General features: G+C 74.5%; 24 protein-coding genes and 1 riboswitch. Of the genes, 10 read left to right on the top strand and 14 right to left on the bottom strand.

All coding sequences use genetic code 11. From position 1 onward, the window contains the following. Positions 1-251: 251 nt before the first annotated feature. Genes ACFY61_RS00005 through ACFY61_RS00025 form a run of 5 tightly spaced genes read right to left on the bottom strand, consistent with a single transcriptional unit; the run spans position 252 to position 6,100 of the window. On the bottom strand, positions 252-1,115 hold the full coding sequence (locus ACFY61_RS00005; protein ID WP_389464709.1) for an ECF transporter S component: 864 nt from the start codon (positions 1,113-1,115) through the stop codon (positions 252-254). Continuing rightward, positions 1,112-2,998 carry an ABC transporter ATP-binding protein gene (locus tag ACFY61_RS00010; RefSeq protein WP_389464712.1) on the bottom strand — a complete coding sequence of 629 codons (1,887 nt, stop codon included), beginning with the start codon at positions 2,996-2,998 and terminating at the stop codon, positions 1,112-1,114. The genes ACFY61_RS00005 and ACFY61_RS00010 overlap by 4 nt, the downstream gene beginning before the upstream one ends. Further along, on the bottom strand, positions 2,995-4,101 hold the full coding sequence (locus tag ACFY61_RS00015) for an energy-coupling factor transporter transmembrane component T (protein WP_389464715.1): 1,107 nt from the start codon (positions 4,099-4,101) through the stop codon (positions 2,995-2,997). The genes ACFY61_RS00010 and ACFY61_RS00015 overlap by 4 nt, the downstream gene beginning before the upstream one ends. Continuing rightward, positions 4,098-4,820 carry an SCO2322 family protein gene (locus ACFY61_RS00020; RefSeq protein WP_389465881.1) on the bottom strand — a complete coding sequence of 241 codons (723 nt, stop codon included), beginning with the start codon at positions 4,818-4,820 and terminating at the stop codon, positions 4,098-4,100. The genes ACFY61_RS00015 and ACFY61_RS00020 overlap by 4 nt, the downstream gene beginning before the upstream one ends. Beyond that, a complete protein-coding gene (locus ACFY61_RS00025) occupies positions 4,820-6,100 on the bottom strand; it encodes a prenyltransferase/squalene oxidase repeat-containing protein (protein ID WP_389464717.1) in 1,281 nt (426 codons plus the stop codon). Before ACFY61_RS00025 ends, ACFY61_RS00020 begins: the two co-directional genes overlap by 1 nt. Before the next feature lie 103 nt (positions 6,101-6,203). Then, a riboswitch (cobalamin riboswitch) is annotated at positions 6,204-6,282 on the bottom strand. A 196-nt stretch (positions 6,283-6,478) separates the two neighbouring features. On the opposite strand from ACFY61_RS00025, the gene ACFY61_RS00030 reads away from it, so the two are divergent. Then, the gene (locus tag ACFY61_RS00030) at positions 6,479-6,619 is read left to right on the top strand and encodes a hypothetical protein (RefSeq protein WP_389464720.1); all 141 of its coding nucleotides are present in this window, start codon (positions 6,479-6,481) and stop codon (positions 6,617-6,619) included. Here ACFY61_RS00030 and ACFY61_RS00035 read toward each other — a convergent pair. Next, positions 6,598-7,812 (bottom strand): MBL fold metallo-hydrolase, encoded by a 1,215-nt coding sequence (locus ACFY61_RS00035; protein WP_389464721.1) that lies wholly within the window; start codon positions 7,810-7,812, stop codon positions 6,598-6,600. The genes ACFY61_RS00030 and ACFY61_RS00035 overlap by 22 nt on opposite strands. Positions 7,813-7,928: 116 nt before the next feature. Here ACFY61_RS00035 and ACFY61_RS00040 point away from each other — a divergent pair, with 116 nt between their 5' ends. The 3 genes from ACFY61_RS00040 to ACFY61_RS00050 all read left to right on the top strand — a co-directional run bounded on the left by ACFY61_RS00040 (position 7,929) and on the right by ACFY61_RS00050 (position 10,382). Next, positions 7,929-9,401 (top strand): aldehyde dehydrogenase, encoded by a 1,473-nt coding sequence (locus tag ACFY61_RS00040; RefSeq protein WP_389464723.1) that lies wholly within the window; start codon positions 7,929-7,931, stop codon positions 9,399-9,401. Beyond that, a complete protein-coding gene (locus ACFY61_RS00045) occupies positions 9,401-9,634 on the top strand; it encodes a ferredoxin (RefSeq protein WP_389464725.1) in 234 nt (77 codons plus the stop codon). Before ACFY61_RS00040 ends, ACFY61_RS00045 begins: the two co-directional genes overlap by 1 nt. An 85-nt stretch (positions 9,635-9,719) precedes the next feature. Continuing rightward, positions 9,720-10,382, top strand: a complete 663-nt coding sequence (locus ACFY61_RS00050) for a hypothetical protein (RefSeq protein WP_389464727.1) — start codon at positions 9,720-9,722, stop codon at positions 10,380-10,382. Between the two features lie 36 nt (positions 10,383-10,418). Here ACFY61_RS00050 and ACFY61_RS00055 read toward each other — a convergent pair whose 3' ends face one another. Next, positions 10,419-11,063 carry a TetR family transcriptional regulator gene (locus ACFY61_RS00055; RefSeq protein ID WP_389464730.1) on the bottom strand — a complete coding sequence of 215 codons (645 nt, stop codon included), beginning with the start codon at positions 11,061-11,063 and terminating at the stop codon, positions 10,419-10,421. Positions 11,064-11,282: 219 nt separating this feature from the next. Between ACFY61_RS00055 and ACFY61_RS00060 the strand changes: the two genes are divergently transcribed. Genes ACFY61_RS00060 through ACFY61_RS00070 form a run of 3 tightly spaced genes read left to right on the top strand, consistent with a single transcriptional unit; the run spans position 11,283 to position 14,483 of the window. Further along, positions 11,283-12,626: a glycosyltransferase family 4 protein gene (locus ACFY61_RS00060; protein ID WP_389464731.1), complete on the top strand. Its 1,344-nt coding sequence runs from the start codon at positions 11,283-11,285 to the stop codon at positions 12,624-12,626. A gap of 43 nt (positions 12,627-12,669) precedes the next feature. Then, positions 12,670-13,404, top strand: a complete 735-nt coding sequence (locus ACFY61_RS00065; RefSeq protein ID WP_389464734.1) for a class I SAM-dependent methyltransferase — start codon at positions 12,670-12,672, stop codon at positions 13,402-13,404. After that, positions 13,401-14,483 carry a prenyltransferase gene (locus ACFY61_RS00070; RefSeq protein ID WP_389464737.1) on the top strand — a complete coding sequence of 361 codons (1,083 nt, stop codon included), beginning with the start codon at positions 13,401-13,403 and terminating at the stop codon, positions 14,481-14,483. Before ACFY61_RS00065 ends, ACFY61_RS00070 begins: the two co-directional genes overlap by 4 nt. 46 nt (positions 14,484-14,529) lie before the next feature. On the opposite strand, the gene ACFY61_RS00075 is transcribed toward ACFY61_RS00070, so the two are convergent. Continuing rightward, complete coding sequence (locus ACFY61_RS00075; RefSeq protein ID WP_389464739.1) at positions 14,530-14,826, bottom strand: hypothetical protein; 297 nt, start codon at positions 14,824-14,826, stop codon at positions 14,530-14,532. A gap of 190 nt (positions 14,827-15,016) precedes the next feature. Here ACFY61_RS00075 and ACFY61_RS00080 point away from each other — a divergent pair, with 190 nt between their 5' ends. Further along, entirely contained in the window at positions 15,017-15,505 is a 489-nt protein-coding gene (locus tag ACFY61_RS00080; protein ID WP_389465884.1) for a hypothetical protein, read from the top strand. Between the two features lie 25 nt (positions 15,506-15,530). Here the strand turns inward: ACFY61_RS00080 and ACFY61_RS00085 are convergent, their stop codons facing one another. The 5 genes from ACFY61_RS00085 to ACFY61_RS00105 form a co-directional block, all read right to left on the bottom strand. Continuing rightward, positions 15,531-16,541: an LLM class F420-dependent oxidoreductase gene (locus ACFY61_RS00085; protein WP_389464741.1), complete on the bottom strand. Its 1,011-nt coding sequence runs from the start codon at positions 16,539-16,541 to the stop codon at positions 15,531-15,533. Between the two features lie 126 nt (positions 16,542-16,667). Next, complete coding sequence (locus ACFY61_RS00090) at positions 16,668-17,564, bottom strand: DUF5336 domain-containing protein (RefSeq protein ID WP_389464744.1); 897 nt, start codon at positions 17,562-17,564, stop codon at positions 16,668-16,670. Between the two features lie 104 nt (positions 17,565-17,668). Next, positions 17,669-18,697 carry an N-acetylmuramoyl-L-alanine amidase gene (locus ACFY61_RS00095; RefSeq protein WP_389464747.1) on the bottom strand — a complete coding sequence of 343 codons (1,029 nt, stop codon included), beginning with the start codon at positions 18,695-18,697 and terminating at the stop codon, positions 17,669-17,671. A gap of 1,531 nt (positions 18,698-20,228) precedes the next feature. Continuing rightward, complete coding sequence (locus ACFY61_RS00100) at positions 20,229-20,873, bottom strand: class I SAM-dependent methyltransferase (protein WP_389464748.1); 645 nt, start codon at positions 20,871-20,873, stop codon at positions 20,229-20,231. Positions 20,874-20,958: 85 nt separating this feature from the next. Beyond that, the gene (locus ACFY61_RS00105; protein WP_389464751.1) at positions 20,959-21,462 is read right to left on the bottom strand and encodes a YfbM family protein; all 504 of its coding nucleotides are present in this window, start codon (positions 21,460-21,462) and stop codon (positions 20,959-20,961) included. A gap of 97 nt (positions 21,463-21,559) precedes the next feature. On the opposite strand from ACFY61_RS00105, the gene ACFY61_RS00110 reads away from it, so the two are divergent. After that, positions 21,560-23,722, top strand: a complete 2,163-nt coding sequence (locus tag ACFY61_RS00110) for an acyl-CoA dehydrogenase (protein WP_389464754.1) — start codon at positions 21,560-21,562, stop codon at positions 23,720-23,722. Positions 23,723-23,734: 12 nt separating this feature from the next. Then, complete coding sequence (locus ACFY61_RS00115) at positions 23,735-24,922, top strand: lipid-transfer protein (RefSeq protein ID WP_389464756.1); 1,188 nt, start codon at positions 23,735-23,737, stop codon at positions 24,920-24,922. Positions 24,923-24,950: 28 nt separating this feature from the next. Here the strand turns inward: ACFY61_RS00115 and ACFY61_RS00120 are convergent, their stop codons facing one another. Beyond that, complete coding sequence (locus ACFY61_RS00120) at positions 24,951-25,310, bottom strand: DNA-binding response regulator (protein WP_389465887.1); 360 nt, start codon at positions 25,308-25,310, stop codon at positions 24,951-24,953. Between the last annotated feature and the right edge of the window lie 19 nt (positions 25,311-25,329).

Below are 25,329 nucleotides of genomic sequence, written 5' to 3' on the forward strand. Positions count from 1 at the left end.
GTGAGCCACTCACGCCAGGGAGAGGGGTTCGTCAGCGGGGGATCGGAGGACCCCGTCCGCTCTGCGACAACACCAGTTAGCCAGCCCCCCGCCCCGCTGGCAACGCCCCCACCTACTAGCCACGACCGCAGACCGGACCGCACCGACCGGCGGTAGCCGCGGTGCAGGGCGGGTGGAAGGGCTACTGTCCCGGGTCGTATGTGACGTGGGTCCTGTGGGCCGCCTCACCGGATACCGGCCCTAATGTCACCTTACGTGTCTGGTTGTACCCCTTTGAGGGGTGTGTCGCGGGCCACTCCCACCCCCGAATCGAAGGCCACGGCCGCGTCGAACGCCGCTTTCCTCGTCGCCCGCCGCAGGGCCCGCAGCACCGTCCCGCCCAGGGCGAGCGTCAGGACGACCGTCAGCGCGGCCCGTCCCAGGTCCCAGCCGAGGCTGGTGGCCACGCAGTACGCGAGGAAGCGCGTGAGGTTCGCGGACAGCGGGTCGCCCGGGTGGAAGGAGACGCCCTGCCCCATGCCCTGGAGGACCACCCAGCCCTGCAGGTTCATGACCGTGCCGTACGCGAACGAGCCGGCGAACCCGTAGGCCGCGAGCATCCAGAGCTCGGCCCGCCCGCGTATCCGCCCCGGCCCCGGCAGCAGGCCCGCTCCCAGCGCGAACCAGCCCATGGCCAGCATCTGGAACGGCATCCAGGGGCCCACCCCACCGGTGAGCAGGGCCGACGCGAACATGGTCACGGCGCCCAGCACGAAGCCGAAGCCCGGCCCCAGGACGCGGCCGCTGAGCACCATCAGGAAGAACATCGGTTCCAGGCCGGCGGTACCGGCACCCAGCGGACGCAGGGCCGCCCCGACGGCGGCGAGCACGCCGAGCATCGCCACGGCCTTGGCGTCCATGCCCTGGTCGGCGATGGTCGCGACGACCACGGCGACGAGCAGCGGCAGCAGGGCCGCGAAGAGCCAGGGCGCGTCCTGGGAGTGCGCGAACCCGGACTGCCGGTCGGCGAGCAGCGGCCAGCCGAAGGCGGCGATGCCGATGAGGGTGACCAGCACCAGGGCGGCGGCGGCGCGGGGGCCGATGCGCACGGGCCGGACGGGGCGGGCGGTCGTCATGGGGTGGGCCCCGTTGCCGCATGCCCGGGCGTGGGGCCGCTGCGGTAGGTGCGGCCGGGGCGCGGGGGATGGTCTCGGGGGCCGGGGACGGGCGGGGGAGCGGCGCCCAGGCGGGCGGCCACCTGGGCCACCGTGAGCCAGTGGCCAGGCGCGAGGACCTTCGCCACCTGGGGGGCGAAGGCCGGGGAGGAAACGACCACCTCGGCGGTCGGCCCGTCGGCGACGATCTCCCCACCGGCCAGGATGACCACCCGGTCGGCCAGCTCGGCCGCCAGTTCCACGTCATGGGTGGCCAGGACGATCGCGTGGCCGTCGGCCGCGAGGCCGCGCAGGATCCCGACCAGCCGGGCCTTGGCGGCGTAGTCCAGGCCGCGGGTCGGCTCGTCCAGGAGCAGCAGCGCCGGGCGGGCCGTCAGCACCAGCGCCAGGGCCAGGGCGAGGCGCTGGCCTTCGGACAGGTCGCGCGGATGGGTGTCGTCGGACACGTCCGGGAGCAGGGCGGACACCAGCTCGCGGCAGGTGCCGGGCGGCGTACCGGCGTCGGCGTCGGCCGCCGCGCACTCCGCGGCGACGGTGTCGGCGTACAGCAGGTCGCGGGGGTCCTGCGGGACCAGGCCGACCCGGCCCACCATGTCGGCGGGAGGCGTCCGGTGGGGGACGGCTCCGCCGACGGTCAGGGTGCCCGAGGAGGGCTCCAGCATGCCGACGAGGGTGCTGAGCAGGGTGGACTTGCCGGCGCCGTTGCGGCCCATGAGGGCGACGGTCTCGCCGGGGGCGACGCCGAGGTCGACGGAGCGGAGGATCTCGCGGCGGGCTCGGCGGACGGCGAGGGCGGTCGCGGTGACGGGTTCGGACGCCGCCGGGGCCGCGGACGGGGCCGCCGGGGTGGTGGGTGCGCCGCGGCGGCGGAGCAGGCGGGCGAGCAGGGTGGGGCGGGGGCTGGGCCCGCCGCCCAGGGCACCCTCTCCGCCCCGCCCTTCCCCGGCCACCGCCGAAGGTGCCTCCGGCTCCTCGAACGCCGGAGGGGCCGAAGCGGCGGCATCGGCCGGCCGGGCGGCCGGGCCGGTTCCGGTCAGGCGGCTGCGGAGGGCCGGAGCCGCTCGGCGGGCGTCGCGGACGGTGAGGGGGAGGGGGGACCAGCCGGCCAGGCGGCCCAGGGCCACCACCGGGGGGTGGACCGGGGAGACGGCCATGACGTCCCCGGGCTCGCCCAGGACCGGCGCCGCGCCCGGGGCCGGGATCAGCAGCACCTTGTCGGCGTACTGCACCACCCGCTCCAGCCGGTGTTCCGCCATGAGGACGGTGGTCCCCAGGTCGTGCACCAGCCGCTGGACGACGGCCAGGACCTCCTCCGCGGCCGCCGGGTCCAGCGCCGAGGTCGGCTCGTCCAGGACCAGCACCCGCGGGTGCGGGGTCAGCACCGAGCCGATCGCGACCCGCTGCTGCTGGCCGCCGGACAGGGTCGCGATGGGCCGGTCGCGCAGCTCGTTCAGGCCGAGCAGGTCGAGCGTCTCCTCCACCCGGCGCCGCATCACCGCGGGCGGCAGCCCCAGCGACTCCATGCCGTAGGCCAGCTCGTCCTCCACCACGTCCGTGACGAAGTGGGCCAGCGGGTTCTGGCCGACCGTGCCGACCACGTCCGCCAGCTCGCGCGGCGGGTGCGTACGGGTGTCCCGGCCCGCGACGGTGACCCGGCCGCGCAGCGTGCCGCCGGTGAAGTGCGGCACCAGCCCGGACACCGCGCCGAGCAGGGTCGACTTGCCCACGCCCGACGGGCCGACGAGGAGGGTGAGCTCACCCTCGGGAACGGTCAGGTCCACGTCCCGCAGGGTGGGTGCGGACGAGCCGTCGTACGTGACGGACACCTGCTCGAAGCGGATCACGGTAGGCGGGTCTCCTTCGGCGGAACGGGCGCCACCAGGGCGGGGAGCAGGCCGACCAGCACCGCCGCGGCGGGCCACAGCGGCAGGCCGGGAGCCACCAGCGGCACCACCCCGGGCCGCAGCCCCTCCGGGTCGGCCGTCCCGGACAGGACCATCAGCGCGGCCACCGCGGCACCGGACCCGGCGACCAGCCAGGCCCGGGCGCCCCACCGGTCGGGCCGGTAACGGGTGCGGAGGCTGCGCCGGCCGCCCAGCCGCAGCCCCGCCAGGGCCAGGACCAGCCCGCCGCCGAGCAGCGGCAGGCCGTATCCGGCGCCTTCGGCGGCGAGCAGGCCGTAACTGCCGGCGCACATGCCGAGCAGCCCGCCCAGGGTGAGGGCGGTGGTGGCGTGGCGGACGGCCGGCGGTACGGCGGCGGTGCGGCCGTAGCCGCGGGCGTCCATGGAGGCGGCCACGGCGACGGAACGCTCCAGCGCCCCCTCCAGCACCGGCAGGCCGATCTGCAGGACCGCCCGCACCCCGCCGGTGGGGCGGCCGCGCAAGCGGCGGGCGGTCCGCAGCCGGACCACGTCCGCGACCATGTTCGGCGCGAAGGTCATCGCGACGACCACGGCGACCCCGGCCTCGTAGAGCGCGGCCGGCAGCGACTTCAGCAGCCGGGCCGGGTTGGCCAGGGCGTTCGCCGCGCCCACGCAGATCAGCAGGGTGGCGAGCTTCGCGCCGTCGTAGAAGGCGAAGACCAGCTGTTCGGCGGTGACCCGGCCGCCCAGCCGGACGCCCTGCGCCCAGTCCGGCAGCGGCACCTCGGGCAGGGTGAGCAGGACGTGGCTGCCGGGGATCGGCGAGCCGAGCAGGGCGGAGAACACCAGGCGCAGGCCGAGGACGGCGAGGCCCAGCTTGACGAAGGCGCCGTAGGAACGGGCCCAGGGCGCGTCGGTCCGGCGGGCCGCGACCACGTAGCCGGCCACGCCGACGATCAGGCCGAGCAGCAGCGGGTTGGTGGTGCGGGAGGCCGCGGTGGCCAGGCCCAGGGCCCACAGCCACCACGCCCCCGCGTGCAGGGCGTTGCCCCGGCTCGCCTCGGGTGCGGCCGGCAGCCTCATCGGCCGTGGCGGCGGCGGGACTGCCAGATCGCGGCGGCGCCCAGCGCGAGGACCGCCGCGATGCCGCCGAGCAGGCCGAAGGACGGGCCCGAGTCGGCCCGGGCCGGCTCCGCCGAGGCCGGGGGAGGCGTCGTGGTCGCGGGCTCGCCGGCACCGGTGCCCGTGCCGGCGCTGGTGCTCGTGCCGGCGCTCGTGCCCGGGTCGGAGACCTGGTCGCCGCAGCCCTGGGACGGGTACCCGGAGATCGCGCACAGCAGCGCCGCGCTGTCGTAGCGGAGCGGTTTCGCGACCGCCGCCAGCGCCTCCGCGGCGGTGGCCCCCGGGGCGACCTGGGCGCAGGCGGTGCGCGGGCCGGCCTGCGGCGGGGCCTCGCCGGAGGGCGCGTCGGCCTGGACGCCGAAGTCGATGACGAGCGCCACCCGCTTGCGGCCCTCGGCCGCCGGGGTCGTCCCGCACACCGCCGCGAAGTCCGCGGCGGCCCGCGGCCGTGCCGCCTCCGCCGCCGCGTCCTGGCTCACCGCGAAGCGGAAGCCCAGCACCTCGCCGTCGGCCGGCCGGGCCGTCGAGGGCCCCTGCGAGGCGTACTTCCACGGGCCGCCCGTGCCGCCGTCCCAGAACGACCAGTACCGGTAGCCCGCGGCCTGCGCGGGCGCGGCCGACAGCACGGACAGCAGCGGGACGACGAGCACGGCGGCCAACGCCGGCGCCAGGCGCCGGATCACGGCTGCTGCTTCTTGCGGCGGCCGCTGAGCAGGATGCCGATGCCCACGCCGGCGGCGGCGCCCGCACCCACGATCCACCACACGGAGGAAGACGAGGAGGAGCCGTCCTCCTTCTGCCGCTGCTCCTCGTCCTTCTTCTCCTGGGCGCCGGCCGCCTTGGGTGCCGGGCCCTGTGCGTTCAGTTCCGCCACCAGGTCGGTGCCGCCGAAGGCCCGGGGGTCTGCGCCGGTCGCGTGCGCGGCGAGGATCAGCTGGGCGTACGCGGCGGGCCCCGCCGTCTTCGCCCACCCGGCGGCGTTCTGCCGCAGCCAGGCCAGCGGCTTCTCAGCGGCCGACTTGTGGCCGCCGGCGGCGAGCGCCACCACGGCGTCCGCGGTGTTGCCGAAGTCGGGCTGGTCGGTGGCGCCGGGCATCGAGGACATCAGGTGGTGGCCGGAGGAGGCCAGCTTGACGTTCAGGTAGTCGGCCGCGGCCGACGCCGACTCGGCGGGGTCCTTCGCGCCGCCCGCCTCGCAGGACAGCGGCTTGGCGGGGACCGGCCGGTCGGCGGCCGGAGCGGGCACGACCATGCCCTTGCCGAGCACGCCCAGGGCGGCCGCGGCGGTCGCGTCCGCGTTGGCCGCGAGCCCGCCCGCCTTGTCCGGCTGGAAGGCGAAGGCGCCCAGGTCGTCGGGGGCGGAACCCGGCTGCGGGCAGGCGAGCTGGAGTGCGCGCAGCGCCTCGTACGGGGTCTTGCCGCCCTTGGACCTCACCGCGTCGGGCTTCTCGCCGGCCGCCGCGAGGGCACCGGCCACGATGCCGGTGGAGTTGGCGTCGGTGCCGGTGTCCATGGCGCCGCCGGGGCCGTAGCTCCAGCCGCCGTCGGCGTTCTGCACGGACTTCAGCCAGTCCGCCGCCTTCTTCACCTGCTCCTGACGTCCGCCCAGCGCGGCCAGTGCCTGCACGGCGGCCGCGGTGGCGTTGGTGTCCAGCATGGTCGTGGCGTCACAGGCCTTCGCCGGGTCGGGGCGGAACGCCGCGAAGGCGCCGTTCGCGCACTGCTGCCCGACCAGCCAGTCCACGGCCTGGGGGGCCGGGGTCACGCCGGAGGCGTGCTGGGCGAGGAAGGCCAGCGACTGGCGGAACACGCCGTCGTACGTCGGGTCGCCCTTGCCGTAGAGGCCGGCTGGCAGCACGGGCGCGGGTGAGGGAGACGGTGCGGCGAGGGCGGCGGGAGCGGCGGCCGCGCAGAGCACGGCGGAAGCGGCGAGCGCGGCTGCGCTGCGGCGGATGTTCATGGCGGGGCGGATGCCTCTCCTGCTGGGGAGCGGGAGGCGGGCACGCGCGGCACCGGGCTCCGGCTCCGTTGACCTCGACGGTGCCGGTCACCTCTCCCGTTCGGGGCATTCCGGCTTCCGACGGCCCCGGGGGGCGGCGGTACACGGTTGCGGGTCAGCGCCGGATTCGCACCGGCTTCCCCCCGTGAGGAGCGTGGACGACGGCCTTCACTGTACCGGCCCGTAGCGTCGGGCCCGTGGGCCGGTACGGGGCCGGTGCGGGGCCGGGTACGGGGCCGATACGGGGCCGGCCGGGCGGCGGTCCGGGCCGCGGGGCCGACGCCGGTCCAGGGTCCGGGGCATGACAGAGGATCAGCGGAACCAGGCGGCTGGGAGGCGGTGCCGGCCCAGGCCGGGCCCGCGGTGGCGGAGACCGCCCGGCGGGCCCGCGTGCTGCTGCGGGAGCCGGTCCTGGACGCGGTCGACCCGATGCGCAGCGAGGGCGCCGGGCCGGCCGGTCAGGCCGGCACGGCCCGGTAGGTGATGGGGTCGCTGCCCGGCACGGCCTCGGCCCGGCCCAGCTTCACCAGCCGGCGCAGATGGGCCTCCGCCTCGGAGACGGCGATGTTCCGGGAGCCGTACGGGATCTGCTCCCAGGGCCGGTTCCACTCCATCCGCTCGGCCAGCGCCCACGGCGTGAGCGGTTCGGCGAGCAGCTCCAGCAGCCCGGCCAGCCGTTCCGCGTGGTGGGCGAGGAGGTCCCGGACGCGGGCGGCCGCGCCGGTGAACGGGTGCTGGTGCGCGGGCAGGACCTCGGCCGGGCCGAGCCGGGCGATCCGTTCGAGCGAGTCGAGGTAGTCGCCGAGGGGGTCGGTGGCCCGGGTGACCCCGTTCTCGTCGGGGGCCTCGTACAGGCCGATGTGCGGGGTGATCCCGGGCAGCAGGTGGTCGCCGGAGAAGAGGCGGCCGTTGCCGGGCAGGTCCGCCGGGTGCCGTTCGTCCAGGTGCAGGCAGACGTGGCCGGGGGTGTGGCCGGGCGTCCACACGGCGCGCAGCCGGCGTCCGGCCAGCGGCAGCAGCTCGCCGGGGACGATCTCGCGGTCGGGGACGGCGGCGTGCAGCCCGGGCAGGGTGCGCACGCGGCCGGCGCGGCGGGCGGCGCGCAGCGGGGTGACGTGTTCCTCGGGGGCTCCGGCCAGGCTCAGCTTCTCGGCCATGTAGTCGAACCAGACGCCCGGCTCGGCGGAGCGGGTGCGCAGGACGACCTCGGTGTCGGCGGCGTGCATGGCGATCCAGCAGCCGGAGGCCTCGCGGACCCGCCCGGACAGGCCGTGGTGGTCGGGGTGGTGGTGCGTGATGAGCACCCCGTGGAGGTCGGTGACGCGGATGCCGAGGGCGGCGAGTCCGCCGGTCAGGGTGGACCAGGAGGCGGGGTCGTCCCAGCCGGTGTCGATCAGGACCGGGCCGCGGTCGGTGTCGAGGACGTGGACCAGGGTGTGGCCCAGGGGGTTGTCGGGGATGGGCACGCGCAGGGACCAGACGCCCCCGCCGTGGTCGGTGACCCCGGAGGTGGTGACCGCACCCGCACCCGCCTCCGTACCCGTGCCCGCCCCCGCGTCTGAGCCTGCGTTCGACATGCGATCCCCCTGTGTCCCCTGTGTCCGCGGCGAGAACTCGTTCCACTGGTAGTAGTAGCCCAAGTCGACCATCCGGCGCACCTGTCGGTCGCGCATCGGCTCTCCCGTCGCACTTCCGTCCGGGGCGTGGACTCCTGCAACTAGAACTGGTATCAGTTCTGAAGCATCGTCAGGCCGTCACGGTGGTCGCGCAGCCAGCAGGAGGCAACAGCATGACCGAGCTCGTGGAACACGGAAGACTGTTCATCGGCGGCGAGTGGACGGATCCGCTGGGCGGCGACACCATCGAGGTCGTCTCCCCGCACACCGAGCAGGTCATCGGCCGGGTTCCGCACGCCTCGAACGCCGACGTCGACCGGGCCGTCGCGGCCGCCCGCAAGGCCTTCGACGAAGGGCCCTGGCCCCGGATGACGCTGGACGAGCGGATCGCGGTCGTCTCGCGGATCAAGGACGCGATCGCCGTCCGGCACGAGGAGATCGCCCGCTCGATCAGCTCGCAGAACGGCTCCCCCTACTCCTGGAGCGTCCTCGCCCAGGCGCTCGGCCCGATGATGGTCTACGACGCGGCCATCACCGTGGCCCGCGAGTTCCCCTACGAGGAGCACCGCGCCGGGGCGCTCGGCCCGATCCTGGTCCGGCGCGAGCCGGTCGGGGTGGTCGCCGCCGTCATCCCGTGGAACGTGCCGCAGTTCGTGGCGGCCGCCAAACTGGGGCCGGCCCTGCTCAGCGGGTCCACCGTGATCCTCAAGCCCTCGCCCGAGGCGCCGCTGGACTCCTTCATCCTGGCCGACATCGTCCGGGAGGCCGGCCTGCCGGAGGGCGTGCTGTCGATCCTGCCCGCCGACCGGGAGGTCAGCGAGTACCTGGTCGGGCACCCCGGCGTGGACAAGGTTGCCTTCACCGGCTCGGTCGCGGCCGGCAGGCGCGTCATGGAGGTCGCCGCCCGCAACCTCACCCGGGTGACGCTGGAGCTCGGCGGCAAGTCGGCCGCCGTCGTCCTGCCGGACGCCGACCTGGAGACCGCCGTACCGGGACTGGTCCAGTCGGCCTGGATGAACAACGGCCAGGCCTGCGTGGCCCAGACCCGGATCCTGGCCCCCCGCAGCCGCTACGACGAGGTCGCCGAGGCCCTCGTCGCCGCGGTCCGCGCGCAGAAGGTCGGCGACCCGCTGGACCCGGCCACCCAGATCGGCCCGCTGGTGGCCCGCAGGCAGCAGCGGCGCTCCCTCGACTACATCGGCATCGGTCAGGAGGAGGGCGCCAAGGTGCTCACCGGCGGTGGCGTGCCCGCCGGACTGGACCGCGGCTGGTACGTGGAGCCCACCCTCTTCGGCGACGTGGACAACTCCATGCGGATCGCCCGCGAGGAGATCTTCGGACCGGTGGTGTGCCTGCTGCCCTACGGCGACGAGGACGAGGCGGCGCGGATCGCGAACGACTCCGACTTCGGGCTCAGCGGCAGCGTCTGGACCGCGGACGTGGAGCACGGCATCGACTTCGCCCGCCGGGTGCGGACCGGCACGTACAACGTGAACACCTTCAGCCTGGACATGCTGGGCCCGTTCGGCGGCTACAAGAACAGCGGCCTGGGACGGGAGTTCGGGCCGGAGGGCCTCTCGGAGTACCTGGAGCAGAAGATGATCCACCTGCCCGCCGGCTACCGGGCCCCGGGGACCGGCGCCTGATGGGTGACCGCTGGCACGTGGAGGTGGACCGGGGCGTGTGCATCGGCTCCGGCATGTGCGTGAACCACGCCCCCACGGGCTTCACCCTGGACTCGGCCCGCCAGTCCCACCCGGCGCGCTCCGAGACCGACGCCAACGAGGGGGTCCTCGCAGCCGCCGAGGGCTGCCCCGTCGAGGCCATCATGATCACCCTCCAGGGCTCCGGCGAGCCGGTCTTCCCACCCGAGGAATAGCCGTCCGGCACTCCGTGGGACACTCCTGCGGCACCGCCGGGCGGACCTCGCCCGGCGGTACGGCTATCAGGAGCGGGACATCGGCATGGGCGGGAAGACGGCGGTACGGGTCACCACGGCCGCCGCGGTGGCGGCGGCGCTGACGGTGCTCGCGGCGGGCTGCGGTACGACGGCGGCCACCGGGGACCGGGCGGCCGGCCGGCAGCAGGATCCGGGTGCGGCGACGGCCCCGGCGTCACCCGCGCCCGCGCCCTCGCCCACGGCCTTCGACCGGAACGCCGCACAGACCGACCTCGACCGGTCGGTCGCCGCGGCCGGGCTGTCCGTCGCCGCGGGGAAGCGGCGGGAGACGGCGGCGCCGTCCGGGCAGCCGCTGTCCGCGAAGGACGCCGTGGTCGCCCGGATGGTGAAGTGCAGCGTCACCTGGCAGTCCCTCGGCGGCGGGAAGAGCGAGGCGGCCGGGACCGGCGCGGGGGACGAGCGGGCGAAGTACGACGCGGTCGTCACCGAACTCGGGCGCCGCGGCTGGCAGGTCGACCACCCGGCGCGCGAGGAGCCCCTCGACGAGGAGAGGGGCGAGGGGGCCGCCGTGCACCAGGTCCTCGAGAAGCGGGGCTGGACCCTGAGGGCCGGCTACTACGACATGAGCGGCATCCGGATGCTCAGCTTCCAGGGCTTCGAGGACGCCTGCGAGTCCCGGTTCAGCGAAGACGAACTCGCGCTGCTGGAGAGGCAGGGCGAGGGCTGACCCGACGGTGCCGCCCCGCCGGCAAGCCCGGCAGCGTCAGCTTCCGGACGAATCCCGGGGCGCCGCCGGCGGCGCCGTCAGGTCGATCAGGCGGCACACCGTCTCGATGTCGATCTTCACCTGGGCGATCGAGGCGCGCCCCGACAACCAGGTGATCAGGGCCGAGTGCCAGGTGTGCTCGATGACCCGCACCGCCGAGAGCTGCTCGGCCGTCGGCGGTGCCTCCAGCCCCATCGCGTCCAGGATGATCGCCGTCGTCAGCCGGGAGACGGTGTCGACCTCCGGGCTCACGCTGCGGTCCGCGAAGGTCAGGGCGCGCACCATCGCGTCCGCCAGGTGCGGTTCGCGCTGGAGCGCCCGGAAGGCCCGCATCAGGGTCTCGGCCACCCTGGCCGCCGGATCGTCGCCGGCCGGCGGCCGCTTCCGCAGCGTGGTGTGCATGTGCTGGAGCTGGTCCTGCATCGTGGCCACGAGCAGGTGCACCTTGGACGGGAAGTAGCGGTACAGCGTGCCGAGGGCGACCTGGGAGGACTCGGCGACCTCCCGCATCTGCACCGCGTCGAAACCGCCCCGGCTGGCGAGCTGCGCGCTCGCGTGCAGGATCCGGCGGCGGCGGGCCTCCTGCCGCTCCGTCAGGGGCGGGGACGCCGGGGTGGTCACGGCCTTCGCTTCCGCTGTCATGTGTCCCGTTCCGAGGTGAATGTTTCGCACTGTCCGAGGCTTGGCCAAAGGCCAGCATGGCAGGCGGTGCGGCCGTGGCGCGAATCACCTGCTCCGCCTCTTACGGTGTGGTTTCCGACCGGTAGATTCAATCTCCTTGAAGGATCAAGTCTGAAACTTGTTCTACATTATCCGAGCGGTTACGCTCCGGCGAAAGTCGCAGGCAGAAGGGGGCCGAGAGTGACCGCTGAGGCCATGGTGGCGAGCCCTTCCGAGGCCCTCGCCGCCGACGGTGAGCGCCCGTTGCGCATCGCGCTGCTCACCTACAAAGGGAACCCGTTCTGCGGCGGCCAGGGCGTCTACGTCCGCCACCTCTCCCGCGAACTGGTCAAGCTGGGCCACACCGTCGAGGTGATCGGCGCCCAGCCCTACCCCGTCCTCGACGAAGGCGCCACCCTCACCGAACTCCCCAGCCTCGACCTGTACCGCCAGCCCGACCCCTTCCGCACCCCCGGACGGGGCGAGTACCGGGACTGGATCGACCTCCTGGAGGTCGGCACCATGTGGACCGGCGGCTTCCCCGAACCGCTGACCTTCTCGCTGCGCGCCCGCCGCCACCTCGCCGCCCGCGCCGGGGAGTTCGACGTCGTCCACGACAACCAGACCCTCGGCTACGGACTGCTGGCCGACCTCGGCGCACCCCTCGTCACCACCATCCACCACCCCATCACCGTGGACCGCCGCCTGGACCTGGCCGCGGCCAAGGACCGCAAGCGGCGCGTCTCCGTCCGCCGCTGGTACGCCTTCACCCGCATGCAGAAGCGCGTCGCCCGCCGCCTGCCCTCCGTCCTCACCGTCTCCGGCTCCTCCCGGCAGGAGATCATCGACGACCTCGGCGTCGCCGACGACCGCATCCACGTCGTGCACATCGGCGCCGACACCGACCTCTGGTCCCCGGACCCCTCCGTCGCCGAGACCCCCGGCCGGATCGTCACCACCTCCAGCGCCGACGTGCCCCTCAAGGGACTCGTCCACCTCGTCGAAGCCCTCGCCAAGGTGCGCACCGAACACCCCGACGCCCACCTCGTCGTCGTCGGCAAACGCGCCGAACGCGGCCCCGTCGCCAAGGCCATCGAGCAGTACGGGCTCCAGGACGCCGTCCGGTTCGTCAAGGGCGTCACCGACGCCGAACTCGTCGACCTCGTCCGCGGCGCCCAAGTCGCCTGCGTCCCCTCCCTCTACGAGGGCTTCTCGCTGCCCGCCGCCGAGGCCATGGCCACCGGCACCCCGCTCGTCGCCACCACCGGCGGCGCCATCCCCGAGGTCACCGGCACCGACGGCGAGACCTGCCTCGCCGTGCCGCCCGGCGACGCCGACGCCCTCGCCCACGCCCTCGGCCGCCTCCTCGGCGACCCCGCCCTCCGCGCCCGCCTCGGCACCGCCGGCCGCGACCGGGTGCTGGCCAACTTCACCTGGGCCAGGGCCGCCGAAGGCACCGTCGCCCGCTACCGGGCGGCCATCGCGGCCCAGCCGCCCCGCAAGCCCGCCCGCAAGTCCGCCCGTACGTCCGCTCGTACGTCGTGAAGCTCCACCCTCACCACCCCCTCGACCGCGAAGGCAGGACCTCGTGCTGACCGTCGATTTCTCCCGCTTCCCGCTCGCCGCCGGAGACCGCGTGCTCGACCTCGGCTGCGGCGCGGGCCGGCACGCCTTCGAGTGCTACCGGCGCGGCGCCCAGGTGGTCGCCCTCGACCGCAACGGCGAGGAGATCCGCGAGGTCGCCAAGTGGTTCGCCGCGATGAAGGAGGCCGGCGAGGCCCCCGCCGGAGCCACAGCCACCGCCATGGAGGGCGACGCGCTGGCCCTGCCCTTCCCCGACGAGTCCTTCGACGTCGTCATCATCTCCGAGGTCATGGAGCACATCCCCGACGACAAGGGCGTGCTCGCCGAGATGGTCCGCGTCCTCAGGCCCGGCGGCCGCATCGCCGTCACCGTCCCCCGCTACGGACCCGAGAAGATCTGCTGGGCCCTCTCCGACGCCTACCACGAGGTCGAGGGCGGCCACATCCGCATCTACAAGGCCGAGGAACTCCTCGGCAAGATGGAAGCCGCCGGCCTCAAGCCCTACGGCACCCACCACGCCCACGGCCTGCACTCCCCCTACTGGTGGCTCAAGTGCGCCTTCGGCGTCGACAACGACAAGGCCCTCCCGGTCCGCGCCTACCACAAGCTGCTCGTCTGGGACATCATGAAGAAGCCCCTCGCCACCCGGCTCGCCGAGCAGGCCCTCAACCCCCTCATCGGCAAGAGCTTCGTCGCCTACGCCACCAAGCCCCACCTCCCCCTGGACGCGGCCCAGTGAGCTCCCCCGGGCGCACCGAACACCTCGTACTCCCAGGCGTCCTGACGGCCGAACAGGCCGCCCGCACCGTCGCCGGGATCCTCGCCGTCCAGCGCTCCGACGGCGCCATCCCCTGGTTCCGCGGCCACCACCTCGACCCGTGGGACCACACCGAGGCCGCCATGGCCCTCGACGCCGCCGGCGAACACGAGGCGGCCGGACGCGCCTACGCCTGGCTGACCCGGCACCAGAACGAGGACGGCTCCTGGTACGCCGCCTACGCCGACCGGCCGGACGGCGTGGACACCGCCACACCCCAGGACTCCGGCAAGGAAACCAACTTCACCGCCTACATAGCCGTCGGCGTCTGGCACCACTACCTCGCCACCGGCGACGACACCTTCCTCGACCGGATGTGGCCGGCCGTCTACGCGGCCGTCGAGTTCGTCCTCGGCCTCCAGCAGCCCGGCGGCGAGATCGGCTGGAAACGCGAACCCGACGGGACCGCCGTCCCCGACGCCCTGCTGACCGGCTCCTCCTCCATCCACCAGGCGCTGCGCTGCGCCCTGGCCATCGCCGACCACCGCGGGGAACCCCAGCCCGACTGGGAACTCGCGGCCGGCGCGCTGGGCCACGCGATCCGCAGCCACCCCGAGCGGTTCCTCGACAAGAACCGCTACTCCATGGACTGGTACTACCCGGTCCTCGGCGGCGCGCTGACCGGCGCCGCCGCCAAGGCCCGCATCGAGGAACGCTGGCAGGAGTTCGTCGTCCCCGGCCTCGGCGTGCGCTGCGTGCTCCCCAACCCGTGGGTCACCGGCGGCGAGAGCTGCGAGCTGGCACTGACCCTGTGGGCGATGGGGGAGTCCGAGCGGGCCCTGGACGTCCTCCGCTCGATCACCCACCTGCGGGACGACGACGGCATGTACTGGACCGGCTACGTCTTCCAGGACGAGGCGGTCTGGCCGGTCGAGAAGACCACCTGGACGGCGGGCTCCCTGCTGCTGGCCGTCGCCGCACTCGGCGGCGACCCCGCCACGGTCGCCGTCTTCGGCGGTACCGACCTCCCCGCGGGCCTGGAACCCGCCTGCTGCGCCTGACCGGGCGCCCCGGCCGCGTCGGCGCACCCGACGCGGCCGGCACGCCTCAGGCACGGGGCCGGGCCAGGGCGCGGGCCAGGGCGTGGCCCGCGACCGCGTACACCACCGCGGCCAGGCCGTAGCCGACGACGACGCGCGCCCACTCCGCGTCGAACGAGAAGATGTCGACCGACCAGCCGGCCAGCCAGCTCGCCGCGTCATGGAACCACTCCACCACCTCGTTCGCCCGGTTGGCGCCGAGGAGTGCCATCACGATCCAGACGACGATGATCGCGCAGACCACGTCGGTGACGAGCGCCACCAGCCGGGCCGCGGATCCGCCTCCACTGCGGTAATACGGCATGCCCCTCGTCTTGCCCCGCCGCCGCCGTCGAAACCCGAACGGATCCCCCGGGTGGTGGAAGGCCCCGGACCGGGCGAGGCTGCGGAAGGTCAACCGCACCCCGGAGGTACCCGTGCCCGTACCCGCGCCCGTACGCAGAAGCACCGCCCGGTTCCGCCGCGCCCTGCTGGCGCTGCTCCTGTCCTGCGCCATGCTGGCCGGAGCCACCGCCTGCGGGGGCGGCGGCGGGGACACGGCCGCCCCCACGGCCTCGCCGGCCAACTCCGCCGAGCAGCAGAAGTTCGCCAAGACGCGGTTCGTGGCCAACGCGGGCCTCGCGGCGGGCGCGACGTACCAGTGGATCGTCAAGCCGTACCGCGAGGGAAGGTTCCGGCAGGGCGCGGAGGGCCGCACCCTCGCGCTGGTCAAGGCCGGCCTCGCCGGCGCCTTCACCTACAACCGGCTGAAGGCTGCCCTGAACAACGCCAAGGGCGACGAGCTGCTGTCCCGGGCCGTGGCGCCGCTGGAGGACGGGATCGAGTCCCTCAAGAACCTCGGCACCAAGCTGCGCAAGGGCGAGGCCAGCGAGGCGGACATCGGCAACTTCGAGAAGATGATCAACGACGTGAAGACGGCGGGGGCGAGCGCCGGAGCCCCCGTCCGCGACCAGGTGCCCTCCACCTCCCAGCTCGGCGGCTGACCCGCCGGCCCGGGGGTGCCGGCCCTCAGGAGTTCAGCTCCGCCAGCACCCGCAGGGTGTGCGGGTCGGGCGCCGTGACCAGCAGGTCCGTCACCGGACCCTTCCGCCACAGCTCCAGCCGCTCGGCGATCCGCTCGCGCGGCCCGACCAGCGAGATCTCGTCCGCGAACGCGTCGGGCACGGCGAGCACCGCCTCCTGCCTGCGGCCGGCCAGGAACAGCTCCTGGATCCGCCGGGCCTCCTCCGCGTAACCCATGCGGGCCATCAGGTCCGCGTGGAAGTTCCGCGCCGCGTGCCCCATGCCGCCGATGTAGAAGCCCAGCATCGCCTTCACCGGGAGCAGGCCCTCCGCCACGTCCGCGCAGACCTTCGCGCGGGCCATCGGCGCGACCACGAAGCCGTCCCGCAGGCCGGCGAGGGAGTCCTGGTAGACGTCCGGGCGGGACGGCGACCAGTACAGCGGGAGCCAGCCGTCCGCGATCCGGGTCGTCTGGGCGATGTTCTTCGGGCCCTCCGCGCCCAGCAGCAGCGGCAGGCCGGCGCGCAGCGGGTGGGTGATCGGCTTGAGGGGCTTGCCGACGCCGGTGCCGTCGGAGCCGCGGTAGGGGTGGGAGTGGAAGCGGCCGTCCAGCTCCACCGGGCCTTCGCGCCGCAGCACCTGCCGGACCACGTCGACGTACTCGCGGGTGGCCGTGAGCGGGCTCGCCGGGAACGGCCGCCCGTACCAGCCCTCCACCACCTGCGGCCCGGACAGGCCCAGGCCCAGCATCATCCGGCCGCCGGAGAGGTGGTCCAGGGTGAGCGCGTGCATCGCGGTCGCGGTGGGCGTGCGGGCGGCCATCTGCGCGATCGCGGTGCCCAGCCTGATGCGGGAGGTGCGGGCGGCGATCCAGGTCAGCGGGGTGAAGGCGTCCGAACCCCAGGCCTCCGCCGTCCACACGGAGTCGTAGCCCAGCGCCTCCGCCTCGACGGCGAGGTCGACGTGGGCCGGGTCGGGGCCGCGCCCCCAGTAGCCGAGTGCGAGTCCGAGGCGCATGTACGTCCCCCTCCGCCGGCGCCGGGCCGGCAGCTGATCTGACGAGTCGTCAGGGGACTGTATGGCAACGGCCCCCCTGCCGGAAGAGCAGGGGGGCCGTCGCCGTCGTACGCCGCAGCGGGCCGGTCAGCCGCGCTGGATGTCCGAGGTGTCGTTCAGCACGCCGCGCCGGCCGTCCTGGGTCTGCGCCACCAGGGCACCCGGGCCCCGCTGGTCGACCGCCAGGTACCAGGTACCGGGCGCCAGCTCGGCGATCGGGTTCGGCGAACCGTCCTCCGGGAACAGCGGACGCGCCACCGGGACCGCGAACCAGAACGGCGCGAAGTCCGCGGCCGGCGCGGGCTGCGCCTGCTGCTGCGGCTGCACGTCCTGCGGGCCCTGCTGGCCGTGCTGGCCCTGGGCGCCGCCCTGGCCGGCGTACGGCGGCACCGGCTGCGGGGTCGCACCGTACGGCTGGTGCCCGCCCGGGTACCCGTACCCGGCGTCAGGCTGCCCGGGCTGCCCGCCGTACGGCGGCACCGCGGCCGGGGACGGCGCGGGCAGCAGCGGCCCGGCGAGCGCGGGCACCTTCGGGCCGGCGATGGCGACGCCCGCCAGCAGCACCGTCGCGAGGAACGAGACGATCGAACCGGCGCCCACGTCGGCACCACCGGGCACGATCAGCGACCACAGGGCGGACCAGGCCGCGGCGACGGCCAGGACCGTGCCCCAGCCGGCGAACGGGATGCCCAGCAGCTTGCGGCCCTCCGGCAGGAAGCGGGAGGCGATGATCAGACCCGCGGCGACGAAGCCGAGGAGGAAGATCGACGGCAGGACGATGCCGATCGAGTCGGTGTCCCACGCGCTGGGGATCGAGTCCTCGCAGCGCGCCACGGCGGCGTCACCGACGCCCGGTGCGAGGTCGAGGCCCACGGACCGGGCGGCGCAGTCGATGGAGTAGTAATCGAGGAACGAGGCGATGAACAGCAGCACCGCTGCTCCGATCACCACGCCGTCGCCTCGAGTGAGGGAGCGGATGTTCACGTCGTCGGTGTCCTTCTAGGTCTCGGTCGCGGGCGGGGACCATCGTACGGATGTTTCCGTTCCCGGGTCCGAGCGGGTCGGGGATCCCTTCGGGCCCCGACTCCCTACCCGCCGAGGAAGCCGACGATGCCGTCCGCGATGCCCTGCGCCGCCCGCTGCCGCCATTCCGGATTCGTCAGCAGCGCCGCGTCTTTGGCGTCACGCATATTGCCGCATTCGACGAACACCTTGGGCCGCGTGGACAGATTGAGCCCGCCGAGATCGTCCCGCACCACCAACCCGGTTCCTCCGCCGACGTAGTTGGAGGGGGCCATGGAAGTGGTCCGCACGTAGTTGCCGACGATCCGCTCGCCCAGCTCGCGGGAGGGGCCGACGATCGGCGCGGTGTCCGCGGTGCCGCCCTTGACCCGGGCGGGCAGGATGACGTGGAACCCACGGTTGCCGGCGGAGGACCCGTCCGCGTGCACCGAAACGACGGCGTCGGCCTTCGCCTCGTTGCCGCGCCGGGCGCGCTCGTCGATGCAGGGCCCGAACGGGCGTTCCGCCGTGTGCGTGAACACCACGCGCACGCCGTGCGCCTCCAGGGCGGTGCGAAGCCGGCGCGACACGTCGAGCGTGAAGTCCGCCTCCCGGTAACCGGCGTTGGTGGTGGTGCCGGTGGTGTCGCACTCCTTGCGGTGCGTGCCCACGTCCACCAGCTTGTTGATCTCGCGCGCGTGCTGGAAGTTCCCCGGGTTGTGCCCGGGGTCGATCACCACGACCTTCCCGGCGAGCGGCCCCTTGGCGGGCGCGGGCGCGGGCACCTGGGTGGCGGGCGTGGGCGAACCGGCCGGGCTGGCAGGACTGGCCGGACCGGCCGGCGTGCCCGCAGTGGCCGGTGCCGACCCACTGGCCTTGGCGTCCCCGGCCCCGGGCGCGGACGTGGAGTGGGTGGCGGGCAGCGGCACGACCCTGGGCTGCTCGCCCACGGTCCCCGTCCCGGAACTCACCTGAAAGAGGACCCAGCCGGCCAGACAGGTCGGCGCGAGCGCGGCGAGCGCGACGGCATAGCTGGAACGGCGCGCGAACCAGGGCCGGTCGGGGCTGACCGAGCCGGAGTATTCGGGCGGCGGAGGACTGTCGTCGTACGGCACGTCGCGATGCTAGACCGCCCCACGCCCCTCCGTACGCACCCTCCGCCATCCGGGGGCGAGTACGGGGGGAAGGCGGGGGCGGGGATCGGGGGCGGGGGTGGGGGCGCTGGGCGTGCTCGGGCGGGGTGGGAATGCGGGGCGGGGGTGGGGGTGGGTGAGCCCACAGGACCGGAGTGTGAACGCGGGGCGGGGGTGGGGCGGGTGGGCTCACTGGGGCGGTGGCGTTGGTTGCGTCGGGGTGGTTGCCCGTCCGTCCCATCGTCCTTCCGTGGCCGTCCGCCCTGTCAAGGGCGCTCCTTCGTCGCGTCGCTGCGCGATGGCCTTCGGCCACCCTTGACAGGGCGGCCGTCCCCGGAAAAACGACAGACGACCGGACAACCCAAAACAAGGGCAAGGGGTGTGTCCAGGGATGCGGCCCTGCCCGGCTGCCCGCCGGGGCCGGGGGCGGCGGCAGCCGCCCTCCGGGCGGGAGCCCCACCTTCACCCACCCGGAAGGTGCACCAGACGGGTCGCCCCAGGGCACCCCACACCGCTACACCCTCCACTCGGCAAAGTGTCCCCGTCTGATCGGTGGCCGGACATAGGCCGCCATCGATCGCTACGCGCTCCGGCGGTCTCGGCGGCCGAAAGACCGTCTGGGGTCGATGTCCGCAACGAAAGACCGTCTGGCGCGTCGTGGATTGCAGTCAGGCGCCCCTCGGGCTGACGGAAGGGGTGGCAAAGCCCCTCAAATAGGGCATATCGCGAGCCCTTTGGGCTCGACCGGTCTCCTTGCCTCACTCCAGGACCGTCTGGCGCTCACTAACGACCCACCACGCCCCAAAGGACTCCAGGGGCCGCCAACGAGGCGGATGGCCCTCCGCCCTTGGGCGGTCTATGTCCCGCCACCGACCAGACGGGGACACTGAGACGGCCGAAGCGCGTAGCGATCCGGGGTGCCCCTGGGACGGGTCGTCTGCTGCACCTTCCGGGTGGGTGAAAGTGGGGCTCCCGCCCGGAGGGCGGGTTGGGCCGCCGCCCCCGGCGCCGGACAGCTAACGGGCGGACCCGTAGGGAACGGGCACCCCTTGCCCTTGTTTTGGGTTGTCCGTTCGTCTGTCGTTTTTCCGGGGCGGGTGGCGGGGTCAAGGGTGGCCGGAGGCCATCGCGCAGCGACGCGACGAAGGAGCGCCCTTGACGCCGACGCACGCCCCGGAAGGACGATGGGACGGACGGGCAACCACCCCGACGCACCCAACGCCACCGGTCCGGTGGGCCCAGCCGCCCCCACCCCCGCCCCGCATTCGCGCTCCGGTCCGGTGGGCCCAGCCGCTCCCACCCCCGCCCGGCATTCGCGCTCCGGTCCGGTGGGCCCAGCCGCTTCCACCCCCGCCCGGCATTCGCGCTCCGGTCCGGTGGGCCCAGCCGCTTCCACCCCCGCCCGGCATTCGCGCTCCGCCCCAGTGGGCCCAGCCGCCCCACCCCCGCCCGGGATCCAGGTCGCGCCCCAGCAGGCCCAGCCGCCCCCGCGCCCGCCCCCGCCCCGCCCCCCTCAGATCCCCGGGCCCGTGCGGCGCAGGACGCGGAGGGAGTCGGTGACCGAGGTCTCCTCGAAGGCGCCGGAGGCCAGGGCGCGCAGGTAGATGCGGTAGGGGGCCTGGCCGCCGTCGGCCGGGTCGGGGAAGACGTCGTGGATGACCAGCGTGCCGCCCTCCGCCAGGTGGGGGGCCCAGCCCTCGTAGTCGCCGGTGGCGTGTTCGTCGGTGTGGCCGCCGTCGATGAAGACGAAGCCGAGGGGGCCGCCCCAGGCGGCCGCGACCTGCGGGGACCGTCCGACGATCGCGATCACGTGCTCTTCCAAGCCGGCCCGGTGCAGGGTCCGGCGGAACGTCGGCAGGGTGTCCATCAGCCCGATCTCCGGGTCCACGACGGTCGGATCGTGGTACTCCCAGCCGGGCTGCTGCTCCTCGCTGCCACGGTGGTGGTCCACGGTGACGGCCGGGACGCCCGCCTCGCGGGCGGCGTCGGCGAGGAGGATCGTGGACCGCCCGCAGTAGGTGCCCACTTCGAGGAGCGGCAGGCCGAGCGCCGCCGCTTCCGAGGCCGCCTGGTACAGGGCCAGCCCCTCGCGTACGGGCATGAAGCCCTTCGCGGCCTCGAAGGCGGCGAGGGTCTCCGGCTTGGGCGTGGCGGCCATGGTGCCTCCGGTGGTGGGACGTGGACGTGCGGGGCCTCATGCTGCCCTACCGCCCGGTAGGGGGCCATGCCCGGGGGTGCCGTCGCTAGTCGAGCCAGATGAGCACGGCGTCTCCGGCGCGGGCGGCGGCCTGGAAGAACGGGACCAGCTCCTGGTAGTGGCTGGTCACGTGGTCCAGCGGTTCGCCGCGTTCCCAGACGACGTGGGGATAGATGCCGGCCTCGGCGAGGTCTGCCGGACCCACGCCCTCGGTCAGGGCGTGGTGCGGCGTGACGGTGAGGGCCTCGGCGGCGGCGCGGACGCGTCCGGGGGTGAGGTAGCGGGGCGGGCCGTAGCCCCAGTGCGGGGCTCGGGGGAGCTTCTCCTCGCCGTGGACGACGTCGACGGGGAAGGTGATGCGGTCCAGCAGGAAGTCCAGGGCGTGCCACATCTTGCCGACGTCGTGGCGGCGCGCCCGGGACGCGTCGGGTTCCTCGTCCGGTTCGGTGTCGATCAGTTCGTCGACGAACTGCCGGGCCCAAGCGGGGTCACGGACCGCGCGGTCGAGTTCGGCAGGGGTCAGGCGGGCGTACTCGCCGATCATGCTCATGGTCGGACGCTAAGGGCGGGCACTGACAGCGGCGTGTCCGGGAACACGTTCCATTCTGACCTTCCGTCAGAATGGAACGTGTTCTACCCTGCCGCGCATGGGCATCGGAATCACCACGGAACAGCGGGAGTTGGCCGAAGCCGTGCGCGGGTGGGTGGCGCGTGCCGTTCCGGTCGAGGAGGTGCGGAAGCTGCTCGACGCCCCGCCGGGTGCCGCCGGGCGCCGGCCCGGCTGGTGGGACGCGATGGCCGCGCAGGGGCTGCTCGCCCCGCACCTGGAGGGCGGCAGCCTGCTGGACCTCGCCGTCGTCCTGGAGGCCGCCGCCCGCGAGGCGCTGCCCGGGCCGCACCTGTCGCACGCCCTCGCCTCCGCGCTGCTCGACCGGGCCGGGGCCGGCGAGCTCACCGCCGGCCTCGCCGACGGGTCCCGGATCGCCGCCGCCGCCCTCGGCCCCGGCGGCATGACCGCCGTGGCCGTCGAGGGCGGCGGCCACCTCCTCGACGGGACCGCGCCCCCGGTGCTCGGGGGCGGTGGGGCCGACCTGCTGGTCCTCGCCGCCGAGGCCGCGCACGGCACCCTGTGGTTCGCCGTGGACGCCGCCACCCTGGACGTCCGCACGCACGACAGCGCCGACCCGACCCGCCCCACCGCCGAGGTCCGGGCCCGCGGAACGACCGTACCGGCGGGCCGGCTGCTGGCGCTGGACCCCGCCCTCGTGCACGACCTGGCCTGCGCCCTGTTCGCCGCGGACGCCTGCGGAACCGCCGCCCGGGCCCTGCACACCGCCACCGAGTACGCCAAGGTCCGCGAGCAGTTCGGCCGGCCCATCGGGCGCTTCCAGGCCGTCAAGCACCTGTGCGCCGACATGCTCGTCCGCGTCGAGCAGGCCCGCGCCCTGGCCTGGGACGCCGTGCGCGCCGCCGGCGAGACCCCCGAGCCGGACCCCGAGGTGCGCGCCCTCACCGCCGCCCTCGCCGCCGGCACCGCGCTCGACGCCGCCTACTCCTGCGCGAAGGACTGCATCCAGATCCTCGGCGGCATCGGCTTCACCTGGGAACACGACGCCCACCTCCAGCTGCGCCGGGCCCTGGTCGCACGGGCGCTGCTCGGCCCCGGCGACGGCCACCGCACCCGGGCCGTCCGCCTGGCCGCCGCCGGAGCCCGCCGTGAGCTGCGTACGGAGCTCCCCGCGGAAGCCGGGACGTACCGCGCCCGGGCCCGCGAGGCCGTCCGGGACGCCCGGGGGCTCGACCCGGCCGCCGCCCGGCGGGTCCTCGCGCCCACCGGCTACACCGCCCCCTACCTGCCGCCGCCGTACGGGCTCGGCGCCGGCCCCGTCGAACAGCTCGTCGTACAGCAGGAACTCGAGGCCGCCGGCGTCAGGATCGCCGAGCTCGGCATCGCCACCTGGGTGGTCCCCTCGCTGATCGCCTACGGCACCGACGAACAGCGGCAGCGCTACGTCATGCCCACCCTGCGCGGCGAGATCACCTGGTGCCAGCTGTTCTCCGAGCCGGAGGCCGGCTCCGACCTCGCCTCGCTGCGCACCCGCGCCGAACGGACGGACACCGGGTGGAAGGTCAACGGGCAGAAGGTGTGGACGAGTTCCGCCCACACCGCCGACTACGGCATCCTGCTCGCCCGCACCGACCCGGCCGCACCCCGGCACGAGGGCCTCGGCTACTTCGTCGTCGACATGAAGAACACGCCCGGCATCGACGTACGGCCGCTGAAGGAGATCACCGGCGAGGCCCTCTTCAACGAGGTGTACTTCGACGACGCGCCCCTCCCGGCGGACGCCCTGGTCGGCGAGGCGACCGGCGGGTGGCGGGTGGCCCGCAACACCCTCGGCAACGAACGGGTGCACATGGCCGACCAGATGACCTTCGACAGCGGACTGGAGGCGCTCCTCGGCCGGGCGGCCGACCTCGACGGCGCCTGCCGGGCCCGGGTCGGGGCGCTGGCCGCCGAGGCCCACGCCCTGGCCTGCATCGGGCTGCGGACCACCCTCCAGCAGGTGTCCGGGCTGGAGCCGGGCGCGGGCGCCTCGGTGCGCAAGCTGATCCAGACCCCGCACCAGCAGCGGACCGCCGAGCTCGCGCTCGAACTGCTCGGCCCGGCGGGCGCCGTGTGCGAGGGGGCGGGGGAGCGGGCGGTGCACGGGATGCTGATGTCCCGCTGCCTGACCATCGCCGGGGGCACCACCCAGGTCCAGCTGAACGTCGTCGCCGAGCGGATCCTCGGCCTCCCCAGGGACTAGGAGTCAACGCGGATGAAGTCGTACATCGTGGGCGTCGGCATGACGAGGTTCGAGAAGCCGGAGTCACGGGACTGGCAGTACTGGGACATGGTCCGGGAGGCGGGGAGCGCCGCGCTGGCCGACGCCGGCGTCCCGTACGACCTGGTCGAGCAGGTCCCGGTCGGGTACTGCTTCCAGCCTTCGACGGCCGGCCAGCGAGCCGCGTACGAGCTGGGACTGAGCGGGGTGCCGGTCTACAACGTCAACAACAACTGCGCGACGGGCTCGACGGCGCTGATGATGGCGCGCCAGCTCGTCGAGGGCGGCATCGCCGACTGCGTGCTGGCGCTGGGCTTCGAGAAGATGAAGCGGGGCTCCCTCGGCGGCGGCGCGGACGGCGGCGACTTCAGGACGTCCCCCGTGGCCAGGCACTACGGGATCATGTCCGCCGGGCACGGCTTCGAGATGACCCCGCCCACCGCGCAGATCTTCGGCAACGCGGCGCGCGAGCACATGGAGCGCTACGGGACGACGGCGGCGCAGCTGGCGGCGGTCGCGGAGAAGAACCACCGGCACTCGGCGGACAACCCGAACGCGCAGTTCCGGGACGTGTACACGGTGGAGGAGGTCCTCGCCGCCAAGGAGATCCACCGCCCGCTCACCAGGCTCCAGTGCTCGCCCACCTCGGACGGCGCGGCGGCGGCCCTGGTCGTCTCCGAGCGGTTCCTGGTGGGGCACGGCCTGCACGGCAGGGCCGTGGAGATCCTCGCGCAGGCGATGACCACCGACACGGAGGAGTCCTTCGCCTCCGGCTCCTGCATCGACGTGGTCGGCAAGCCGATGACCGCGGCGGCGGCCCGCCTGGCGTACGAGCGGTCCGGGCTGGGGATCGAGGACGTCGACGTGATCGAGCTGCACGACTGCTTCTCCGTCAACGAGCTGCTGACGTACGAGGCGCTGGGCATGTGCGGCGACGGCGCCTCGGGGAAGCTGGTCGAGTCGGGCGCCACCACGTACGGCGGCCGGTGGGTGGTCAACCCCTCCGGCGGCCTGATATCGAAGGGTCACCCGCTGGGGGCGACCGGCCTCGCGCAGGCGGCCGAACTGGTGTGGCAGCTGCGCGGCGAGGCGGGCCCGCGCCAGGTGCCGGACGCGCGCGTGGCCCTGGCCCACAACATCGGCCTGGGCGGCGCGGCCGTGGTGACGCTGCTGCGCCGCTGACGCCGGCCGGGCGCCCGCGGCGGCCCGGTCACGGGCCCCGCAGGCCGGGGTCGACCACGTTCTCGCCCATGGAGGCGCGGCGGATGGCGTCGGCCAGGTCCTCGACCGGGCCGTCGCGCAGCACCAGGCCCGACGCGCCGACGGCCAGGACGGCGTCCAGCAGGCCCGGGTGGGCGGAGCCCGTGGTGACCAGGACCCGGCACTCCGGGTCCTCCGCCAGCACCTCCGCGGCCCCGGCCACCCCGTCGACGAGGGCGACCGCGGGGCGCTGGATCGGCGAGGCGACCACCTCGATGTCCGGCTGGAGTTCCAGCAGTACCGCCAGCGCCGGGTCCGGCGGGACCATCAGGACCCGCAGGGACTTGGCGGGACGCAGGTTCCGGGGCATTTCGTCCACCCGTCAAGGG

Source organism: Streptomyces sp. NPDC012888, from assembly GCF_042900645.1.
Lineage (GTDB): Bacteria > Actinomycetota > Actinomycetes > Streptomycetales > Streptomycetaceae > Streptomyces.

What these genes read in the sequence shown, in the direction of transcription:
- ACFY61_RS00005 (WP_389464709.1), bottom strand. Translation starts at nt 1,115, where the DNA reads ATGACGACCGCCCGCCCCGTCCGGCCCGTGCGCATCGGCCCCCGCGCC.
- ACFY61_RS00015 (WP_389464715.1), bottom strand. Translation starts at nt 4,101, where the DNA reads ATGAGGCTGCCGGCCGCACCCGAGGCGAGCCGGGGCAACGCCCTGCAC.
- ACFY61_RS00025 (WP_389464717.1), bottom strand. Translation starts at nt 6,100, where the DNA reads ATGAACATCCGCCGCAGCGCAGCCGCGCTCGCCGCTTCCGCCGTGCTC.
- ACFY61_RS00035 (WP_389464721.1), bottom strand. Translation starts at nt 7,812, where the DNA reads ATGCGCGACCGACAGGTGCGCCGGATGGTCGACTTGGGCTACTACTAC.
- ACFY61_RS00040 (WP_389464723.1), top strand. Translation starts at nt 7,929, where the DNA reads ATGACCGAGCTCGTGGAACACGGAAGACTGTTCATCGGCGGCGAGTGG.
- ACFY61_RS00045 (WP_389464725.1), top strand. Translation starts at nt 9,401, where the DNA reads ATGGGTGACCGCTGGCACGTGGAGGTGGACCGGGGCGTGTGCATCGGC.
- ACFY61_RS00050 (WP_389464727.1), top strand. Translation starts at nt 9,720, where the DNA reads ATGGGCGGGAAGACGGCGGTACGGGTCACCACGGCCGCCGCGGTGGCG.
- ACFY61_RS00055 (WP_389464730.1), bottom strand. Translation starts at nt 11,063, where the DNA reads ATGACAGCGGAAGCGAAGGCCGTGACCACCCCGGCGTCCCCGCCCCTG.
- ACFY61_RS00075 (WP_389464739.1), bottom strand. Translation starts at nt 14,826, where the DNA reads ATGCCGTATTACCGCAGTGGAGGCGGATCCGCGGCCCGGCTGGTGGCG.
- ACFY61_RS00080 (WP_389465884.1), top strand. Translation starts at nt 15,017, where the DNA reads ATGCTGGCCGGAGCCACCGCCTGCGGGGGCGGCGGCGGGGACACGGCC.
- ACFY61_RS00085 (WP_389464741.1), bottom strand. Translation starts at nt 16,541, where the DNA reads ATGCGCCTCGGACTCGCACTCGGCTACTGGGGGCGCGGCCCCGACCCG.
- ACFY61_RS00100 (WP_389464748.1), bottom strand. Translation starts at nt 20,873, where the DNA reads ATGGCCGCCACGCCCAAGCCGGAGACCCTCGCCGCCTTCGAGGCCGCG.
- ACFY61_RS00105 (WP_389464751.1), bottom strand. Translation starts at nt 21,462, where the DNA reads ATGAGCATGATCGGCGAGTACGCCCGCCTGACCCCTGCCGAACTCGAC.
- ACFY61_RS00110 (WP_389464754.1), top strand. Translation starts at nt 21,560, where the DNA reads ATGGGCATCGGAATCACCACGGAACAGCGGGAGTTGGCCGAAGCCGTG.
- ACFY61_RS00115 (WP_389464756.1), top strand. Translation starts at nt 23,735, where the DNA reads ATGAAGTCGTACATCGTGGGCGTCGGCATGACGAGGTTCGAGAAGCCG.
- ACFY61_RS00120 (WP_389465887.1), bottom strand. Translation starts at nt 25,310, where the DNA reads ATGCCCCGGAACCTGCGTCCCGCCAAGTCCCTGCGGGTCCTGATGGTC.